Origin of the sequence: Amaricoccus macauensis (assembly GCF_049800915.1) — a bacterium.
Taxonomy (GTDB): Bacteria; Pseudomonadota; Alphaproteobacteria; order Rhodobacterales; family Rhodobacteraceae; genus Amaricoccus; species Amaricoccus macauensis_A.
Map to the genome: position 1 here is coordinate 274,479 of NZ_JBNAFY010000005.1, position 19,027 is coordinate 293,505.

Here is a 19,027-nt window from a genome sequence, read left to right on the forward strand (position 1 = left end):
GTCGGCCCACTTTAGAATGTTTCTAGATTGGGTGAGCGATTCCGTCAAGTAATTGTCTCTACCCGTCAGGAGAAGGGTATATATGCCCGAGGTGATCTTCCCAGGTCCCGATGGCCGCCTCGAAGGCCGATACCATCCCAACAAGAGCAAGGACGCACCTATAGCGATCATCCTTCATCCCCATCCGCTTTATGGGGGGACGATGAACAACAAGGTCGTCTACAACCTGCACTATGCGTTCCACCGCATGGGGTTCACCTGCCTGCGCTTTAACTTCCGCGGCGTGGGCCGGAGCCAGGGGGAATACGATCAGGGAATCGGTGAGCTTTCGGATGCGGCTTCGGCGCTGGACTATCTTCAGTCGCTCAACCCGAACGCCAAGTTCTGCTGGGTCGCCGGATTCTCGTTCGGCGCCTGGATCGGCATGCAGCTACTGATGCGCCGGCCCGAAATTGCCGGGTTCATCTCGGTTGCTCCCCCGGCCAACCAGTATGACTTCAGCTTCCTTGCACCCTGCCCGTCTTCAGGGCTCATCATCGGCGGCAGCGCCGACCGCGTGGTTCCTCCCGCTGACGTGGCCGCACTTGCGGACAAGCTGAAGCAGCAGAAGGGCATCACGATCACCCACCAGACGATCGAGGGCGCAAGCCATTTCTTCGATCCCGGGATGGAAGAGATGATCGGCAGTGTGGAGACCTATGTCCGCCGCAGGATGACCGAAAATACCAGATAAGGGCTCCTCAGGCGCGCCCGGTCTTCCGCGCGCGCCGCGCCTCTCTCCATTGCAGCATCGGCTTGCGCACGCGCAAGTCGAAGAGCGTCGCGGTTGTCACGATCAGAACAGCGATGCACAGTACCCATTTGGAAACCGGCTCCATGGCCCCTTCGATCTGAACGGCATGGATGACCGTGGAAATAATCACGATCAGCGCGATCCCGTTATGAACCAGCCGCCAGGTCGGATAGCGTAGCCTCAGCTTTCGCCGCATTCCCACCAGAATTCCCGTGATGACGATCCCCCACATTGCCGTGACGCCATAGACCGAGAAGGGCGTCGGCGACACCAGCATGAGCGCGTCGAGCGTGTCTGGCGGGCTCGTGACAAACAACCCGCCCACGTGAAGCACGACTCCCCCGATGATCCCCCAGCCGAGCCACATATGCCATCTCCGCGCGGATCTCGGTCCGAGCCCCGGCAGATAGCCAGCGGCCAGAAGCGGCTGGAACAGCAGGAGCGCAAGGCAAATTATCCCGGCAAATCCCCCAACGATGTAGGCCGGAGTGCGATAGGCGAGAAACGGGCTGAATACAGCCAGCACGATGGCTGCGCAGGCAATGAGGAGCGGCACTCCCCATGCTGTCGTGGCGCCTACCCGGCCAAGCCTCATTGCGCGATCAGATACCATAAAGTTCCTGGCCCGACCCTCTCAGACGGGGGCCAGAACGAAATCGGCACGCAATGACGTATCCCGTGCGCTCGACATGACAGGGCGCAAAAAAACCGTTTCGAAGTCGCCATCATCATAGGCGAGATGACCGTGGGGCTGACCGAAATTCGGCACGATCTGTTCCATCTCCAGCCGGTAGCTTCCGTCCGCCGCCGTCAGGACGCTCCCGTGATTGCGCGGTTCACGCTCGCCACCAAGAGTGGTAGCCGCCCAGATCTGGATGCGGACACCTTCCAGTGGCGCGCCATCTCCCGCCCGTCGAACCGTTCCGGACATCCAGAAACCGCGGCCCAGCCTTTCCACGAATGGCGCATTCGGGCGGTAGTTGTTGCTGCCGCCCCGCATGGATCGCGTCGGCGCAAAGCCCGCGGCCTGCGCGGGGAGAACCACGCCGGCCGTTCCCTGCATCATGACGGCACTCGCTAGACCGGCAGATACGAGAAAGGATCGCCGATTGTAGAATGGGGAATGCATCTCGTTTTTCCCTTTTCTGACCGTGGTGCGCGCGAACCGTGCAGTTCCGAACCGGGAACGTGCGCCTTGATGCCCCGAGGCTACATCAAGAGCTGGCGCCAGGAAATCCGGCGGGAAGCGCACAATCCCGTGACTCTGTTCTGCCTCGGCCGATGCAATCGAGCCGTCCTAGCGCGCCACAGCGAGGGACCGGTTTCGAAGCGGTATTGCGACACAGGGCGCACCTGCAAGGATGGCCTGTGCATCGGCCCCGAACAGGCGGTCGATTTGCGGGTCATCACATCGCAGCCCACCCGTGTAGGCCCCGAACGCTGGCAGCATCATGCGGACAGCATCGACGACGAAGCAGCGCCGAGAGATCGTCATGCCTTTTGCGCGTATTCGGATCTTCGGATGAAAATGGCCCGAAATTTCCCCCAAACCATCAGATTCCGCAGCCTCGTGCCGAAAAACAAGCCCCTCGAGCAACAGTGCGTCCACGCACCGACCTCCCGGCGCCACCGCCCCCGGATCATGGTTTCCGGTGACCCAGATCCAGTCGCGCCCTCGCATCAGGCCGCTCAGGAAGTCGAGATCAGGTTCGGCAAGCGCCGCTACGCAGGCATCATCATCGAAACTGTCGCCGAGGCACACAACGCGATCGGGTTGCAGCGCATTGATCTCGTCACCGAGCCGGGAAAGTGTTTCCGTGGTTTCGTATGGCGGCAGGAGCGTGCTGCCACGTCGCGCGATTCGCTCGGATTTGCCCAGGTGCAGATCCGAAACACACAGCAGGGAATGATCCGGCCACCATAGCGCCCCGGAGGCGCGGGCAACGAGGCGAGATCCGGCAATGTTCACGTCTTGTCCCAGCATGCCTACCACATGCCGCAGTCAGGCAACTACCGCAAGATGCAATCAGGGCGCGAGACCTGCATCGGCGAGCAATTCGGCTACCGCCTCTTCCGCCAACCGCTCCACCGCGCGTCCCTTGACGGGGACTTTGCCAACCTCGAGCAAAAGCGGTGCCGCCAGCGGCGTGACATGCGGCGCGTTGACCGTATCGATCCGGCCCCTGGCCCTCGCAAGCATCTCCTCGATCCGCCCGAAATCCACCAGCCCGCGACCAGCCTCTTCTCGCGTGATCCGTAGCAGCAAATGATGGGGATCATACTTCCTGAGCGTGTCGTAGAGGATGTCGGATGAGAAGGTCGCCTGTCTGCCACTCTTGCGCGCTCCCGGCAGGTTCTTCTCGATCAGACCTGAAATCACACCTACATTGCGGAAGGTGCGCTTCATGACCGCATTCCCGCCAAGCCAGGTCTCAAGCCCCTCACGCAACCCCTCCGGCGACAGCAGGCCAGCCGGATCGGGAACCGGCTCGAGCCCCCAGATAAGCAGGGCGTAGTCGTTCGCCACGAACCCCAGCGGATCTAGCCCGGCCTGCTCCATGCGACGCGTAGCGAGCAGCCCAAGTGTCTGGTGGGCGTTGCGCCCGGCGAACCCGTATATGCACTGGTAGAACCGATCCCCTCGCCAGAAGCTCTCGATCAGCAGACGTTCCGGTTGTGGCAACCGACTGACGGAGCGCTGCAAACCCAACCAATCCTGCACATGCACCGGAAGATTTCTCCAACAGACCGGGTCTGCAAGGATCTCCATGACCCTGTGCGACAGCAAGGTGGAGGTGGCGAGCTTCGTGCCGGAGAAGACGGCAATCTTCGGCTCTCGCGTCGGCTGGCGGCTCACTTCCACAACCATCTCGCGCAGCCCCTCATAGCGAACGGTTTCACCGCCGATCAGGAACGTGTCACCCGGTTCGAGACTGGCCGCAAAGGCCTCTTCGACTTCTCCCAATGGCGCGCCGCCCCTGCCGCGCAGCCGAACCGCGAGTGTCTCCGTGTCCACGATGGTACCGATATTCATCCGGATCTGGCGTGCCCGCCGCGGATCGCGCAATTGCCAACGCCCTTCGCGCTCTACCAACCGTTGCCAGCGATCATAGGCCCGAAGCGCGTAACCTCCCGTCGCGGCAAATTCGAGACATGCGTCGAAATCTTCCCGTGAAAGCCCGGAATAGGGGCCAGCGCGCCGCACCTCCTCAAAAAGCGCATCCGCATCGAATGGTCCAGCACAAGCCACCAGAAGAATATGCTGGCAAAGCACATCCAATCCGCCTGGCCCCCGCGGTTCCCCATCCAGATCGTGCTCCAGAACCGCGTCGAGCGCCGCGCGGCATTCCAGAAGCTCGAACCTGTTGGCCGGAACCAGAACCGCGCGCGAGGGCGCGTTGTAGCGGTGATTGGCCCGCCCGATCCGCTGCACCAGGCGCTTGACGTTCTTCGGTGCGCCCACCTGCACCACCAGATCCACATCGCCCCAATCGATACCAAGATCGAGGCTGCCCGTGCAGACAATGCCCCTCAGGCCGCCCGCAACCATCGCAGCCTCGATCTTCTGCCGAGCCTCGCGCGAGAGCGATCCGTGATGCAGGCCGATGGGAAGGCTCTCGTCATTCAGCGCCCAAAGTGCCCGAAAGAAGAGCTCCGCCTGGGCCCGCGTATTGATGAACACCAGTGTCGTCCGAGAGTTGCGAATGAGATCCATGACAGCAGGTGCAGCATAACTGCCCCCCATGCCGGCCCAGGGCGGGCGTTCATTGGTCTCGAGAATCGAAATGTCCGGCTCAGGGCCGGGATCGGCATGAAGAACAGTTGCGCCTCCACCGAGAAACTCCGCCAGCGCAGGCGGATTCTCGACAGTTGCCGACAGCCCCACCCTTCGCAGCCCGGGTGCCAGGGACTGGAGCCGTGAAAGCCCCAGCATAAGCTGCTCGCCACGCTTCGATTCTGCCAGCGCGTGGATCTCGTCGAGGATCACGCGGGATACACCCGCAAAGATCCGCGGCGCATCCTCGTAAGACAGCAAAAGCGCGAGCGATTCAGGCGTCGTGAGCAAGATGTGCGGCGGATCAACGCGTTGCCGGGCACGCGCGGACTGTTTCGTATCGCCCGTCCGATCTTCGACGCGTATCTTCAGGCCCATTTCGCCGAGCGGCCGCCCGAGGTTGCGCCGGATGTCCGCCGCCAGCGCTTTCAGCGGCGATACGTAGAGCGTGTGCAAGCCGGGCGCAGGGGAAGCGCCCAGTTCGACCAGGCTCGGCAAGAAACCCGCCAGTGTCTTTCCACCACCCGTCGGCGCGATGAGCAGCGACGAAGGCAGATCCTTTTGTGCGAGCAAGTCGAGCTGATGCGGGTGCGGCTCCCAGCCCTGCCGGGCAAACCAGCCAGCAAAGGGGTTCGGCAAATCCACCAGATGCATATCAACCATGCAGCCCGCACCACCCCCGCCCGTGCAGCGCAGCACAACAAATATGCTCGCTCATATACTCCCCTTCATTGCAATAAGTCATACCATGAGTAACTGCCCGAAGTGACGTTTCACTTAAAGAACCGCGACAATACGATTTGCGACCCCGACCCTTCCAAGTGGCAAGCCAAGACCACTTCCAACTATTTTGGTGGCAAGCGCCTGATCGTCTTTCGCTTTCCTAGTGCCTTTGCACCGACGAGCTCCGCTTATCAGTTGTCAGGATCTGAAGATAATTTCGGAGCCTTCCAAGAACAGGGTATCGACGACATCCACGTCCTTTTGGTCAATGTTGCCTTTGTCATGAACAATCGAGCGGAGATGCAGGGCATCAGGAACGTCAGAGTGATTCACACTGGTTCCGATGAGCTTTTTCGCCGAATAGGTATGCTGGTCCGAAAAGAAAGCCTCGGCTTGCTCTCCTCCGCTATCGTCGACGACGGTGCGATCAAGACGCGGTTCGAGGAGCCGGGCCTCTGCGAGAATTTTGCAGAAGACCCCTATGGCGTCAGTCCACCCGAGAACATCATGAACTGGCAGAAGGGCGCGAAAGCCGCCGCCTGATCGTGCGGCGTTCGGCCCGGGCAGTCCAGGCATCAAACGCAGGCTCCGCTAAGCCGGCAGTGACACGCCATGGATCCGCGTGCAGGCAGTAAGCGTATTGGCCAGCAGGCACGCCACCGTCATGGGTCCGACACCCCCGGGCACGGGCGTGATCGCGCCCGCGACCTTTCGCACACTGTCGAAATCGACGTCACCCACGAGCCGCGTCTTCCCGTCCGGTGTTTCGATGCGATTGATACCGACGTCGATGACGGTCGCTCCGGGCTTCACCCAATCTGCATTGATCGTGTTAGGCCGGCCAAGAGCGGCCACGAGAATGTCGGCCTCGGCGCAGATGCCTTCAATATTCCGCGTGCGCGAATGGGCGGTGGTAACAGTGCAATTTTCCCGGAGAAGAAGTTGTGCCATCGGTTTTCCGACAATATTCGAGCGCCCGACCACAACCGCGTTAAGCCCACTGAGATCGCCCAGACGCTCCCTGAGCATCATGATGCAGCCCAGCGGCGTGCAGGGCACCATTGCGTCCTGCCCGGTTGCAAGACGGCCCGCGTTTGCAATGTGAAACCCGTCCACATCCTTTTCCGGGGAAATCGCGTTGATGACGACCGCTTCGCTCAAATGCTTTGGCAATGGTAGCTGCACCAGAATCCCATGAACCTTCTCGTCGGCATTGAGCTGGTCGATGAGGGCGAGCAAGTCTTTCTCGGAGGTATTGCGGTCGAGCCGGTGCTCGAAGGAGGCCATTCCGGCTTCGGCGGTCTGACGCGCCTTGGTGCGAACATAGACCTGGCTTGCGGGATCCTCGCCCACGAGAACAACAGCAAGACCGGGGGTGATGCCATGCTCGGACTTGAGCTGTTCGACCTGGGCCGCGATGCGACCCCTCAACCGAGCCGCTGCGGCCTTTCCATCAATGATCTCCGCACTCACGATCGCTCTCCGTCACTCGCCCCAAAATACGTTCTTCGCGTTCAATGGACCATTCGATCAGGATGCGCCAGATCCGATCCACCAGCTCCGGGTCGAGCCCTTTGTCCTCCGCGGCCGAGCGCACATTCTCAAGCACCTCCTCGATCCGGCCCTCGATCCGCGCGGGCCATTCGACCTCTTGCTTGAGTTCGACAGCGCGATCGATGCAGGCCGACCGGAACTCGAGCATCTCGACTATTGCCCTGTCATGGGCGTCGATAAGCTCCCGAAGGCTCTCCATGCTGTCGCATGATTTCGGATCCATCATAATGTGTCTCCCCCATCCGCACCGCACGTTCTGCGGGCGGTGCTGGCTTGACGGCGCTCATCGCCTACGCCAGAGGGGGATACAGCCGCTGAGGCGGGACATGCAACCGCGCAACTTCACCAAGACCGATCTCGCCGGGCCTTTCGACCCAGGCGGTCACCCCACGGAAGTGCAAGGCTGCGGCCCGGTAGTCCTTTCCCTTCCCGGGGTGGTGACGCTCGATCTCGCGCGAAATGATCGTGCAGGGTGCGTTCTCCATGTCGACCGTGAGAGAAACCCCGCCATCGAAGATCAACCGGGAAGAGGGCGGCAGAAGCGTCAGATCAGGAAGTCCTTCGAACACGATGCTTGCCCCGACCCACTCCGGTTTCAACTCCGGAATCCCCAAGGAATTTGCCGTATGTGCAAGGTCCTCACGGGACAGAATGGAGATCTGACGCGTGTTCCGGATTTCTGTCCCCTTGTCATACTGCCGGGTCACGCGGGCGCAGGATCGCCGCGTCAGCCCGGAATGGGCCTCACCCTCGATCCCTTCGAAGGTCAACACGACCCGATCAACCGCTTGAGTGACGTGGCCACCCTCACGAGAGGGATTGATGCCGAGATAGATGACTTGCCCAGTCAGTTCCGTAGGATTGAGAACCGCCATCGGGATACCCTTCCAATGCTCGCCGGCAAGCCAGTCACACAGCGTGCGCTGACCCGCCAATTTGCGCTACTGAGAGTATCTGATCTCAAACATCTCGAAATATCGCGTTATCGACCAGATCAGCCTCAAATCACTTTGATTACTTGGACATAAATGAGCCCGCATCGAGCATAGCTCGTGCGGGCCGATTTTGCGAGGACAAAGCCGAGAGCGGCGGTCCGACGCCGATTCAGGTGGCTGGCGTCGGGTTGAGATCATCCCCCGCACTGGGCCGCGGCCCCTTTCCGGTCTTCGGAATTGCAGCGATGCCCGGCGTCCCGGTCTGATTTTCACTGTCATCATCGTCGTCACCCCGCGAAAGCGGCTGCCCGGCGATGACGCGCGTGATCTCCTTGCCCGTAAGCGTCTCGTATTCGAGAAGGCCCTGCGCCAACCTGTGCAGATCATCGTTCTGCTCGGTCAGGATGCGCTTTGCTGTCTCGTAGCCCTCGTCGACGAGCTTCCGCACCTCCTCGTCGATCTGCTCCTGGGTGTCCGGACCGGCATTCACCCCGCCACCCTGCGGCCCGAGATAGGAGAACTGCTCGTTGGCATAGTCGATGTTGCCAAGCTTTTCCGACATCCCGAACCGTGTCACCATTGCGCGCGCGATCCGGCTGACCTGCTGAATGTCCGATGCCGCCCCGGAGGTCACGTTGTCAGGGCCAAAAATCAGCTCTTCCGCCACCTTGCCGCCCATCGCCATTGCGATCTGCGACTTGTATTTCGTCATCGTGACCGAGAGCTGATCGCGTTCCGGCAGGCTCAACACCAAACCAAGCGCACGCCCGCGCGGAATGATGGTGGCCTTGTGGATCGGATCGTGCTGCGGAACATTGAGCCCCACGATGGCATGGCCCGCCTCATGGTAGGCAGTCAGCTTGCGCTCGTCGTCGGTCATGACCATCGACCGCCGCTCGGAGCCCATCATCACCTTGTCCTTGGCGTTCTCGAAGTCGTCCATGGTGACGAAGCGCTTGCCTGTGCGCGCCGCCATCAGCGCCGCCTCGTTGACAAGGTTTGCCAGATCGGCCCCCGAGAAGCCCGGGCATCCACGCGCGATGATGCGCAGATCCACGTCCGCAGCCAGCGGCACCTTGCGGGCATGCACACCCAGGATCTTCTCACGACCCTTGATATCCGGGTTCGTGACCTGAACCTGCCGGTCGAAACGACCGGGGCGCAGCAAGGCGGGATCGAGCACGTCGGGGCGGTTGGTGGCCGCGATGATGATGACACCCTCGTTGGCCTCGAACCCGTCCATCTCGACCAGAAGCTGGTTCAACGTCTGCTCGCGCTCATCGTTGCCACCGCCGTAGCCTGCGCCACGATGACGCCCGACCGCATCAATCTCGTCGATGAAGACGATGCAGGGCGCGTTCTTCTTGGCCTGCTCGAACATGTCGCGCACACGGGACGCACCCACGCCGACGAACATCTCGACGAAATCGGAACCCGAAATGGTGAAGAAGGGCACACCGGCCTCGCCCGCGATAGCGCGCGCGAGAAGCGTCTTACCCGTGCCCGGAGGGCCGACGAGCAGTGCTCCCTTGGGGATCTTGCCTCCAAGGCGTGAAAACTTCTGGGGATCGCGCAGAAATTCGACGATCTCTTCGAGTTCTTCCTTCGCCTCGTCGATACCGGCCACATCGTTGAACGTGACCTTACCCGACTTCTCAGTCAGCAACTTGGCCTTGGACTTCCCGAAGCCCATGGCTCCACCGCGTCCACCGCCCTGCATCCGGTTCATGAAGAAGATCCAGACGCCGATGAGCAGCAGGAAGGGCAACCAGAGCCCTAGCGCCGACATGAACCCGGACTGCTCCTGCGGTGCAGCCTGGATCTCCACGCCGTTTTCCCGAAGCTCCGGAATGATGTCGCTGTCACGCGGTTGGACAGTCTGAAGATCCACGCCGTCGGAGCCGGTGATGTAGATCCGCTCCCCGTCGAGCCTGACGGAGGATACCTGCCCGTCGTCAACCCGGTTCAGAAAGTCGGAATAACTGATCTCCCGGCCCATGCTCGTCCGGCTGCCATTGGAGAAAACGTTGAACAACGCAACCATAAGCAGAAAGAGAATGATCCAGAAGGCGATGTTCTTCGTGTTGCCCAAGTCGAGCTCTCCCAATGATACCGGCACCGTTCAGGCAGGCGCCGACTGTTCCTCCTAACATAAACTCTTGAGGTCTGGTTTCAATCCAATTGAGACAGTCCGGATAACTCTGCCGGCAGCCCCCTCAGACGGAAGGAAAAACCGTTCCCCTGCCCCGCCAGCGGTGCCGCGATCAGTTCGGAATGCCGCCAGAGAGCGGGCGTGGTGATCAGCGCTTCTCTGGCCGCCCCGATACGGCGCCAATCCTCAATCCTAGACAGCCCCTCCTCACCAAGAGCTCCTATCACCAGTTCCTGCGCGCGCTCGGCGTCCCCTTCCAGGCACCAGCGGCGGTCCCAGATCCGCTGGGCAGCGCTTACGGGCGCGCTCGGACGGATCGGCTCCCGGCGGATCAGTGTCTGCCCGCCACGCTGGCGCAGGACACAACCATGAAGCGTCTTTCCCCCACCGACGGCTCCAGCCACGATCGCCTGCTCCAGTTGCGACAACGCCTCGAAACGGGGCCGGTAGTCGTGACCGCCGACCCAGCAAAGGATTGCGGCAAGCAGCCGCGTCCGGATCTCCTCCGGCGCTTGGCTGAAGGACCTGCATTCCAGGGAAACATCGCCGCACGGACCCAGGCGAGCGCAGGTCGCCGCAAGTTCTTGCGTCGATCGTTCCAGCGCCCGGCGCGCCCTCTGCATTCTGCGCGCCGTATCCGCAAGACGGCGGTGCGTCAGACCGATGCGCGCAAGATCGGCAGCAGCCGACCTGATCCGCACCCGGTCGAATCGCATGTCGCTGTTGCTGGGATCTTCAGCCCAGCACATTCCTTGCCCGGAAAGCCACGCGCGCAGGTCGTCCCGGCGCAAATCGAGCATGGGACGCAGCCACGTGATACCCAACACGGTTGAAACCGGCGACATTCCGGAAAGGCCATCCACACCCGAGCCGCGCGCAAGCCGCATGAGGAATGTCTCGGCCTGATCATCGAGCGTATGGCCCAGGGCAACCGCCGAAACGTTCTGCGTCCACGCCCAGTCCGCGATCAGGCGTCGTCGCGCGGACCGCGCGTTGGACTGGAGGTTGCCGGACCGGTCAGGACGCTGCCAGCGCAGTGTCTCGTGAGAAAGCCCCCGCATCCGGCAAAGCTCTGCAACCGTCTCCGCCTCCGCCGCGCTTCCATGGCGCAACCCGTGGTCCACCGTCACGACCCGGATCTTGCGCCCTTCCGCCTGTGCCCACCGCTCCGCGAGAAGCAGCAGCGCAAGACTGTCACTGCCCCCGGACACTGCAATACCGAGCGGTCCACTTCCGGCCTCGGCAAGTGTGGGTGACATTCGCGAGAGAAAATCCATCGGCCTTGGGCGCGTGGTTGAGGTCACGGGCAGTTCAGCGCCTGCCTCTCGGCGGGCACCCGTGCGGCTTCGGGCGTTCCCGGATAGCGCTCCACGACCTCATCCAGGGTGAGGCAGGCCTGCGACGTGTTGCCGATCCTCGCGAGACTCGTTCCGAGACCGAACAGTGCGGTCGGAGCCGTGCCATCATCCTGTGGCGCGCCACTGAATGCATCAAGATAGCTTCGCGCCGCCTCCTTCCACGCCCCTTGAGTGCCCAGCGCGTCCCCGCGCATCAGGCTCGCGCGGCTCGAGAGCGGCCCGCCGGGATAGGTCGCTAGGAACGTGTCGAGCAGCGTGACCGCCTCACCGGTTCGCCCTTCCTCGAGGGCCGCGGCGGCGACGTCGAAATCGGACTGTTCGGCAACGGCCAGCTGAGCTTCCTCGCCAGCCCCGTCGCGTGCCCGAGGGCGCGAACTGAGACCGCCGCCGAGTTGCTCGCCCTGGCGGAGATCGGTGGGATCTCCCCCCTCCAGTTCAATGAGGCGAAATTCGATATCGTCGACCCGGTTACTCGCATCCGCGACAATCCGTTCTATGTCGTTGCCGAGCACGTCGACCCGGCCGGTCAGCTCCCGCAGTCGCGTCTCCAACTGGTCCAGCCGTTCGAAAGCCGTTCCGGGAGTTTGTGGCAGTCCCTGCGCGCCGGCCTGGCGGACAAGCTCCTCACGCAGCTGCTGCACCTGGCCATTGAGCACGTCGAGATCCGCGCGCACATCCGCCACGCTCTGATCCTGTGCCAGAGCGGGCAACGAAACTCCGGCGGCAAGGGTCAGCGCAAGCGCCAGACGTCCCGCGCCGGGAAACAAAAGCTGAAACCGTTCAACCATGCACGATCCCTGGGGCGAAAAACGGCTCGAACCCCATGGGCTCGAACGGGGATTTCGCTCCATCCACTTGAAAGACCAAAATCCGTGTCCGGCCGGCGAATCCGCCCGGTACGGAGCAACTTTTAGCCGATCAGGCCCCCGCACCGCCAGTCACAACCGTGACAGCCCGGCGGTTCTGTGCCCAGCAGCTGTCCTGCGCGCAGGTCGCGACCGGCCGTTCACGGCCATAGGTGATGATCGAGATCCGCGAATCCGCTATTCCCTGGGTGACCATGTAGTTCCGCACCGCACTCGCGCGGCTCGCGCCCAGCGCCATGTTGTATTCGCCCGTGCCCCGCTCATCCGCGTGGCCTTCGATGAGGATGGGCGCCCCCGGGTTCTGCCTCAACCAGGAGATCTGCTGGTTGAGGATGCCGATCGCCTCGGCGCTGAGCGTGCTCTGATCCACAGAGAACAGCACCCGGTCGCTGATCTGCGTGCCGGGCAGCGTGCCGCCAGAGATGGAACCGGACCCGAAGGCTCCGTTTGCACCGTTTGCGCCCAGTGTGGCATCGGTGCCGCTGAAACCCGGTCCGGTCATGACCGGATCGCTCTGGCGCGCGCAGGCCGCCGCGAGAAGCATGGTGGCGACGAGAGAAACCGTCCCTGTTTTCATTCCGTATCCTGCCCTTGTTTGTGAGGTTCGCCCCGTTCCGCCCCCGCGTGTCATGACAGCAGCCCCGACCAGGATGGATCCGAGGCAAAGCCCGCGGTCGGAACAGGCTTGAGGTTTCGCCCGGTAATGTCGACCGAATAAAGCCGGGGTCCGCCGGTCTCTCCCGGGCTTTCCCGGAAGAACATGATGACGCGGCCATTCGGAGCCCAGGTCGGACCTTCGTCGATATAGCTGGCCGTCAGCAGCCGCTCGTTGGAACCATCGGGGCTCATGACCCCGATATGGAACCGCCCCCCCACCAGCTTGGTAAATGCGATCCGGTCTCCGCGCGGCGACCAGACCGGAGTGGCGTAGCGACCATCGCCGAAGCTGATGCGCCGGGCCGACCCGCCCGAGGATGCCATCACGTAGAGTTGCTGCGTTCCGCCGCGGTCACTCTCGAAGACGATCTCGCCGCCATTGGGTGAAAAACAGGGCGCCGTGTCGATCGACGAGGTATTCGTCAGCTGCGTGCGCCGCCCGGAACCGATATCCGCAAGATAGATGTTCGCCCCGGCTCCCGTGGAGAGCGACATCACCGCCCGGCTTTCATCAGGGGAAAACCGTGGCGCGAAGGTCATGCCGCTGACATCGCTCAACACCTGCTGCCGGCCGCCTTGCGCACCGATCAGAAAGATCTTCGGACTCCCCTGCTCGTAACTCGTGTACAAGATCTGCCGCGCGGACTTCGAAAGTCGCGGCGTGAGCACCAGCGCGTTTCCGTCTGTCAGCGTGGCCGCGTTGGCACCATCGTAGTCCATGATGGCAAGCTGCTTGCGCCGCGCACTTTTGGGGCCGCTCGCCGCGATATAGGCCACGCGACTGTCGAAATAACCGCTCTCGCCCGTGAGCCGGGTATAGACCGTATCAGCCGCCTTGTGCGCCAGCCGCCGCCAGGCCGAAACCGTGCCCTGGAACCTCAACCCATCCCCGAGGGGTGCCTGGGCAAAAACATCCCACAGCCGGAAACTGACCGTGATCCGATCGCCGGACTGTTCCACCGCGCCGGTGACAAGCGCCTGTGCGTTGATGACCGTCCAGTCGGAGAACCGAACCGGAGCCTCGAAACTCGTCACCCGCCCGATATGAGCGGAAGACGGGATCTCGCGAAAGAGCCCGGTCCCCACCAGATCATCGATCATGACCTGGGTGATCCGCCCCGCCATGTCCGACGAGCCGGGCGTGGCGGCAACGAAAGTCGGTGCCGCGAAGGGCATGGGCTCGATCACGCCCTCCGTGATCTCGAGCCTGAGTGGCGCCTGGGCTGCGGCGGCATAGGGCCGGACCAAAGCCGCGGCCGGAAGCCCGAACACCAGGGCGCGCCGGAGAGAGTTTACCATGAGACCATCCCTTCCGGGTTGAAGACGATTTCGAGGCTGCGCCATTGAGCATATTTCTCAGTCGGCAGCCCAGTATAGGGCGCGCAGCGGATCAATGCACGGCGGCCCGCGTCAAAAGCGCGCTGATATCGATCGTCGGGCACCGGGTTCGGCTCGACAAGGCGAATCGTGTCCGCGAGCACTTCGCCCGACACCGTCAGTTGCGCCGCAAGCGTCACCTTCAGCTCTCCCGCCTCCCGCAACCCGGCAGGAAGGTTCCAGCATTGCTGAACTGCAAGCCGCAGGCCGTCCCGTTCGCTCCCCGTGAGCGGTGGCCCGACAGCGCCCTGACCGGCCGTCGCAGGCGTCGGCTCGGTCTGTGTCGGAGCGGTGGGCGCGGTGGCGTTGTTTGCGCTCGCTACCAGCGCCTCGAGCTGGCTCTGCAGGTTTTCCGTCGGCGCAGGTTCCGGGTCCGGCTGCGGTTCGGGTTCAGGTTCCACAGGCTCAGGAGGCGTGATCTCGGCCACCGTATCGGCAGGCGCGGGTGGTGCCTCCGGCGGGGTCAACCCCTCCGGCCGTGACCGCGGGCGCGCTGCATTGACGAGCGCTTCCGGAGCGGCGGGCACCGCTTCGGTCACCGGCTCGGGCGCGGCCTCCGAGGGCGCCTCGGCCTCTCGGAGCGGAACCGGATCTTCGGCCACGGGTTCGGGAACCGCTTCCGGCTCAATCTCCTGGGCTTCGATTGCATCGGGCGGCGCCGGGGGCTGCGGAAGGGCTGCAATCCGCGGAACGGGGCGCGGGCTGGGGTCTTCCACCCGACCGGGGTCTGTCGGCGCCACCAGTTCCGGAACGAATGTGGGGAAACTGTCGCTGGGTCCGGCGAGCGGCGCGGAGGGCGCATAGTCGGGCTGGAGCACGGCGGTTTCGGGGATCTGTTCGACAGGGGGCTCGGGCCGCGCAGGCGGCTCCACAACCGGCAGTTCCGGTTCCTCGGCCACCTCGGGCGGCAACACGACCTCGTTCGAGACACCGCCCGCACCCTGCGAGGCGCGCGCGGCCTCGAACTCCGCCTCGCTGATGAAGGAGACGGATGTCACCGAGATGGGCTCACGGTCGCGCGGGCTCAGCCAGGGCAAACCGAAGATGGCCGCCGCAACGAGCGCGCCGTGGGCCGTGCCGGAGATCAGCGTGCCTGCTTTCATTCAGTTCCCGGACGTGCCGTCCGTCCCGTCAAGGCGCGGGCCTCCCTGATCCGTTACCAGACCGATATCGTTGAAACCCGCGGCATTCAGCGCGCCCATGACCTGCATGACATCCTCGTAGGGGATGGTCCCGTCCGCGCGCAGGTAGATTTCCTGGCTCTCCCGCTCCGCCGCAACCGACGTGAGCAGCGTGACAAGTTCGCCGCGTTCGACAGCCGTGTCCTGCACGAGGACCGACCCGTCCGATCCCATCGACAGGGTAAGCGGCTCCTCCTCCTGCGCCGGCAACGCAGATGCCGCCGTCTCGGGCAATTCGATCGGCACACCCACGGTCAGGAGGGGGGCCGCGACCATGAAGATGATGAGCAACACCAGCATGACATCCACAAACGGCGTCACGTTGATCTCGGACATCGGCCGGCGCCTTGTCCGGCCAGAGGCCCTGCGGCTTCTACCGGTGCCCTGGACACTCACCGCCATTTCAGCGACCCGCCTGGTCGAGCTGCCGGCTCAGGATCATCGAGAACTCGTCCGCGAACCCCTCGTAATTTCCGACCAGCGTATCGGTCTCCTGGCTCAGCTTGTTGTAGAAGATGACAGCCGGGATCGCGGCGAGCAGCCCCAACCCGGTGGCAAGCAGCGCCTCGGCAATACCGGGAGCGACCACGGCAAGGTTGGTGGACTGCTGAAGCGCGATTTCCTCAAAGGCGTTCTTGATGCCCCAGACCGTGCCGAAGAGCCCGACGAATGGCGCGACGGATCCGACCGTGGCCAGAAAACTCAGCCCTCTGCCAAGCTCATCGGCTTCACGTCCGATCGCCACGTTCATCGCGCGCTCGATGCGTGCCTGGGTGCCGGCAATGAGGCCACCATCCCTCCGGTGGGATCGTTGCCATTCGGTCATTCCGGCGGCAAAAACGCGCGCAGCGGCTTCGGGCGGTTCCGGTCCGATCCGCTGATAGACCGTGTCGAGCGGCTCGCCCGACCAGAAAGTTTCCTCGAAAGCGTCCGTGTCGGCCCGCGCCCGGCGCAGGTCGATGAGCTTCTGGACGATGATTGACCACGACCAGAACGAGGCGACGATCAGCAGGATCATCACGATCTTGACCGTGAATGTGGCGCGCAGAAACAACGCCCACAGCGAGAAGTCCATTTCCATGAAGCAGCCTGTCGATACTTGCCCGATTTAAACCACCGGTTGATCCGGCGTTACGGGACATACTAGCGCGAACTTCGCGCCTTGTGCAGAAAAACCGCATCCCTGTCTACCCGGGCGCCCCGTCCGGCGGGCCGATGGCACCCTCATGCGCGAAGAATTGAACGGCGCGACTCCTGCCATCAGGTCTAGCAGAGCAAAATTGCAGCAGGCAGTCCAACAGGCTTGATTTTCAGACAGTCAAAAAGGTTAACTTGCCCTCAGATTGGACAGCCAAAAATGAGCTGACCGTATGGCTCGCAACAGATAGGGAAAGACCGCTGATGGCCGATGCGATGACCCGAGAAGACGTGACCGCAATGATCCTCTCCGCCAAGAAGCAGGCCGGACTGACCTGGGAGGGAATCGCGGAAAAGATCGGGATGTCTCCGGTCTGGACCCATTCCGCGGCCATGGGGATGAACGCGATGCCCGCCGAGAAGGCCGATCTGCTCGTCTCCGCACTCGGTCTGCCCCAGGAAGCAACCTCGGTGCTGACCGAAAGCCCGACCAAGATCTGGTCGCAAACCGTGCCGACCGATCCCTGCATCTATCGCTTCTATGAAATCGTTGGCGTCTACGGCCCGACCCTGAAGGCCCTCATTCACGAGAAATTCGGTGATGGAATCATGTCGGCCATCGATTTCGACATGTCCGTTACCCGCGTCGAGAACCCGAAAGGCGACCGGGTGAAGGTGGAAATGTCCGGAAAATACCTCGCCTACAACTCCTGGTAAGGCGCGCGATGCGGTGACGGGATTCGTCGAAAGGGCGCGCGCGGAGAGGGTCGAAGTTGTCGAATACGACCCCGACTGGCCCGTCCGCTTCGAGGAGGAGGCCGCACGGCTCCACAAGCTCCTGCCAGAAGAGCATCTCGGGCGAATCGAGCATATCGGATCCACTGCCGTGCCGGGCCTCGTCGCGAAACCCATCGTCGATCTCGCAGTCGAGGTCCCGGATCTCGAGCATGTCCGCGACGAAATCGCGCCAGAGCTGGCATGCCACGGCTACGAGTTCTTCTGGCGCCCGAGAAAGGACGGCCTGCCGGGCATCGAATATGCCTGGTTCATCCGCCGCGATGCCGAAGGGCGCCGCACCCACCACGTTCACATGCTGACACCCGGCTCCCCCTACTGGGACCGCGTCACCTTCCGGGACTGGCTACGCACCCATCCCGGCGCAGCTCGCGAATATGGCGAGATCAAGCGACAGGCCGCAGCCCTGCATGGGCAGGACCGGGCTGCATACGCCCGCGCCAAGGGCAGGTTCATCCGCAAGATCCTTGATCAGGCCGCAATGTCCGCCCCCTGAAAGGGTGGAGTGCAGAGCCTTTTCGGTGGTGCCCCTCCGGGATCACAGCTCGATCGAGCAGTACACCTCAGGCGGCTCGCCCCCGCGTCATGCGCAGCAGCGTCGCATCATGGTCGAAGAAGTGGTGTTTGAGCGCAGCACCGACATGAACCAGCAGGATTGCCGTGATCGTCAGCCCGAGCGCACCATGAAGCCATCCGGCTGCGGCGCTGAGCCATTCCACCTTGCCAAGCTCCGGCACAAGTTGGACCCCGAAGAACGCGAGCGAATGGCCTCCCGCGAGTGAGGTGGTCAGTCCGCTGGCCGGCATCAGCACGATTGCAGCCAACAGCGCCCAATGTGCCACCTTGGAGGCCAGATCCTGCCATTTGGGCATTCCCGGAACGGAAGAGGGGAACCCCTGCACAAGGCGCCAGCAAACCCGCCAAATCCCGAAGACCAGCACCAGCACGCCGAAGAACTTGTGATAGGGCATCAGCGCGAAGCCGGCCTCACGAGGCAGACCGCCGTATGCCATCGTCAGCCCCAGCCCAAGCGCGGTGATGAACACCCCGGCCACGATCCAGTGATTGATCCGTGAAACAAGACCATAGGCTTTCTCGCCATCGCCCAACCGGGCCGCGGCTCCATACTCTTCAGACATGACACCCTTCCATTTCGGAAACACCAAATTATCTTTCCAGGAAGATAAACGCATTTGAGAGGATTGGGAGGGCATGAGCGCCAATTTGACCCCGACCGCACGACTAATTGAACAGCTCGAGAGCAATTGGCCGGAGGCCGCGACACCGACGATGCGGATTTCGGTCATGACACAGCGGCTTGCGCGATTTCTGCAAGCGCAGGCTCGAAAGGTGCTGCCGCAGTTCGATCTGTCATTTACGGAGTTCGAGTTCCTCGCCGCTCTCAGGGGGGCTCCGGAGCGGATTCTGACGCCGTCGCAGCTCTATGATGCAGCGCTGCTGTCCTCCGGCGGCACGACAAAAGTGCTGAAACACCTCGAAGCGCGCGGATTGATCGACCGACCGTCCAGCACGGGCGACGCGCGGTCGCGGCCCGTGCGGTTGACCCCGACAGGGTGCGAGACCATCGAACGGGCGATGGCGGCACTGCAATCGGCAGATGCCGAACTCTTGGGCGTGAGAGGGCGAGAAACGGAGGCCGACAGGTCCGCCTCCGCCATCGCGGACATTCTGGAAAGGGCAGAAAGGATGATGATCCCCTGAGT

At 62.8% G+C, this 19,027-nt stretch carries 21 protein-coding genes; 5 read left to right on the top strand and 16 right to left on the bottom strand.

Annotated elements, in window-relative coordinates; all coding sequences use genetic code 11:
* Positions 1 to 82 precede the first annotated feature (82 nt).
* Positions 83 to 733, top strand: a complete 651-nt coding sequence (locus tag ACP15W_RS14675) for an alpha/beta hydrolase (protein WP_424933656.1) — start codon at positions 83 to 85, stop codon at positions 731 to 733.
* A gap of 7 nt (positions 734 to 740) precedes the next feature.
* Here the strand turns inward: ACP15W_RS14675 and ACP15W_RS14680 are convergent, their stop codons facing one another.
* From ACP15W_RS14680 to ACP15W_RS14695, 4 genes are all read right to left on the bottom strand, one after another.
* Positions 741 to 1,349: a ferric reductase-like transmembrane domain-containing protein gene (locus ACP15W_RS14680; RefSeq protein WP_424933657.1), complete on the bottom strand. Its 609-nt coding sequence runs from the start codon at positions 1,347 to 1,349 to the stop codon at positions 741 to 743.
* Positions 1,350 to 1,427: 78 nt separating this feature from the next.
* A complete protein-coding gene (locus ACP15W_RS14685) occupies positions 1,428 to 1,859 on the bottom strand; it encodes a twin-arginine translocation pathway signal (protein ID WP_424933658.1) in 432 nt (143 codons plus the stop codon).
* Between the two features lie 231 nt (positions 1,860 to 2,090).
* Entirely contained in the window at positions 2,091 to 2,777 is a 687-nt protein-coding gene (pdeM, locus tag ACP15W_RS14690) for a ligase-associated DNA damage response endonuclease PdeM (protein WP_424933659.1), read from the bottom strand.
* 42 nt (positions 2,778 to 2,819) lie between these two features.
* Complete coding sequence (locus tag ACP15W_RS14695; RefSeq protein WP_424933660.1) at positions 2,820 to 5,231, bottom strand: ligase-associated DNA damage response DEXH box helicase; 2,412 nt, start codon at positions 5,229 to 5,231, stop codon at positions 2,820 to 2,822.
* 102 nt (positions 5,232 to 5,333) lie between these two features.
* On the opposite strand from ACP15W_RS14695, the gene ACP15W_RS14700 reads away from it, so the two are divergent.
* On the top strand, positions 5,334 to 5,834 hold the full coding sequence (locus tag ACP15W_RS14700; RefSeq protein WP_424933661.1) for a redoxin family protein: 501 nt from the start codon (positions 5,334 to 5,336) through the stop codon (positions 5,832 to 5,834).
* Positions 5,835 to 5,882: 48 nt separating this feature from the next.
* Here the strand turns inward: ACP15W_RS14700 and folD are convergent, their stop codons facing one another.
* The 11 genes from folD to tolQ all read right to left on the bottom strand — a co-directional run bounded on the left by folD (position 5,883) and on the right by tolQ (position 16,452).
* A complete protein-coding gene (gene folD, locus ACP15W_RS14705; protein WP_424933662.1) occupies positions 5,883 to 6,764 on the bottom strand; it encodes a bifunctional methylenetetrahydrofolate dehydrogenase/methenyltetrahydrofolate cyclohydrolase FolD in 882 nt (293 codons plus the stop codon).
* Entirely contained in the window at positions 6,745 to 7,071 is a 327-nt protein-coding gene (locus tag ACP15W_RS14710; protein WP_424933663.1) for a chorismate mutase, read from the bottom strand. The genes folD and ACP15W_RS14710 overlap by 20 nt, the downstream gene beginning before the upstream one ends.
* Before the next feature lie 64 nt (positions 7,072 to 7,135).
* Positions 7,136 to 7,720, bottom strand: coding sequence for an MOSC domain-containing protein (locus ACP15W_RS14715; RefSeq protein WP_424933664.1), 585 nt, complete (start codon positions 7,718 to 7,720; stop codon positions 7,136 to 7,138).
* A 229-nt stretch (positions 7,721 to 7,949) separates the two neighbouring features.
* On the bottom strand, positions 7,950 to 9,872 hold the full coding sequence (gene ftsH, locus ACP15W_RS14720) for an ATP-dependent zinc metalloprotease FtsH (protein WP_424933665.1): 1,923 nt from the start codon (positions 9,870 to 9,872) through the stop codon (positions 7,950 to 7,952).
* A gap of 80 nt (positions 9,873 to 9,952) precedes the next feature.
* On the bottom strand, positions 9,953 to 11,191 hold the full coding sequence (gene tilS / locus ACP15W_RS14725) for a tRNA lysidine(34) synthetase TilS (RefSeq protein WP_424933666.1): 1,239 nt from the start codon (positions 11,189 to 11,191) through the stop codon (positions 9,953 to 9,955).
* A 41-nt stretch (positions 11,192 to 11,232) separates the two neighbouring features.
* Complete coding sequence (locus ACP15W_RS14730; RefSeq protein WP_424933667.1) at positions 11,233 to 12,078, bottom strand: tetratricopeptide repeat protein; 846 nt, start codon at positions 12,076 to 12,078, stop codon at positions 11,233 to 11,235.
* A 130-nt stretch (positions 12,079 to 12,208) separates the two neighbouring features.
* Entirely contained in the window at positions 12,209 to 12,733 is a 525-nt protein-coding gene (pal, locus tag ACP15W_RS14735) for a peptidoglycan-associated lipoprotein Pal (protein WP_424933668.1), read from the bottom strand.
* A gap of 50 nt (positions 12,734 to 12,783) precedes the next feature.
* A complete protein-coding gene (tolB, locus tag ACP15W_RS14740; RefSeq protein WP_424933669.1) occupies positions 12,784 to 14,112 on the bottom strand; it encodes a Tol-Pal system beta propeller repeat protein TolB in 1,329 nt (442 codons plus the stop codon).
* Positions 14,106 to 15,293, bottom strand: coding sequence for a hypothetical protein (locus ACP15W_RS14745; RefSeq protein ID WP_424933670.1), 1,188 nt, complete (start codon positions 15,291 to 15,293; stop codon positions 14,106 to 14,108). Before ACP15W_RS14745 ends, tolB begins: the two co-directional genes overlap by 7 nt.
* A complete protein-coding gene (tolR, locus tag ACP15W_RS14750) occupies positions 15,294 to 15,773 on the bottom strand; it encodes a protein TolR (protein WP_424933671.1) in 480 nt (159 codons plus the stop codon).
* Between the two features lies 1 nt (position 15,774).
* Entirely contained in the window at positions 15,775 to 16,452 is a 678-nt protein-coding gene (gene tolQ / locus ACP15W_RS14755) for a protein TolQ (protein ID WP_424933672.1), read from the bottom strand.
* 320 nt (positions 16,453 to 16,772) lie between these two features.
* Here tolQ and cynS point away from each other — a divergent pair, with 320 nt between their 5' ends.
* The gene (cynS, locus tag ACP15W_RS14760; RefSeq protein ID WP_424933673.1) at positions 16,773 to 17,225 is read left to right on the top strand and encodes a cyanase; all 453 of its coding nucleotides are present in this window, start codon (positions 16,773 to 16,775) and stop codon (positions 17,223 to 17,225) included.
* 13 nt (positions 17,226 to 17,238) lie between these two features.
* The gene (locus ACP15W_RS14765) at positions 17,239 to 17,799 is read left to right on the top strand and encodes a GrpB family protein (RefSeq protein ID WP_424933674.1); all 561 of its coding nucleotides are present in this window, start codon (positions 17,239 to 17,241) and stop codon (positions 17,797 to 17,799) included.
* Between the two features lie 67 nt (positions 17,800 to 17,866).
* Here ACP15W_RS14765 and ACP15W_RS14770 read toward each other — a convergent pair whose 3' ends face one another.
* Complete coding sequence (locus ACP15W_RS14770) at positions 17,867 to 18,442, bottom strand: cytochrome b (RefSeq protein ID WP_424933675.1); 576 nt, start codon at positions 18,440 to 18,442, stop codon at positions 17,867 to 17,869.
* 73 nt (positions 18,443 to 18,515) lie between these two features.
* Between ACP15W_RS14770 and ACP15W_RS14775 the strand changes: the two genes are divergently transcribed.
* Positions 18,516 to 19,025 carry a MarR family winged helix-turn-helix transcriptional regulator gene (locus ACP15W_RS14775; protein ID WP_424933676.1) on the top strand — a complete coding sequence of 170 codons (510 nt, stop codon included), beginning with the start codon at positions 18,516 to 18,518 and terminating at the stop codon, positions 19,023 to 19,025.
* Positions 19,026 to 19,027: the final 2 nt, after the last annotated feature.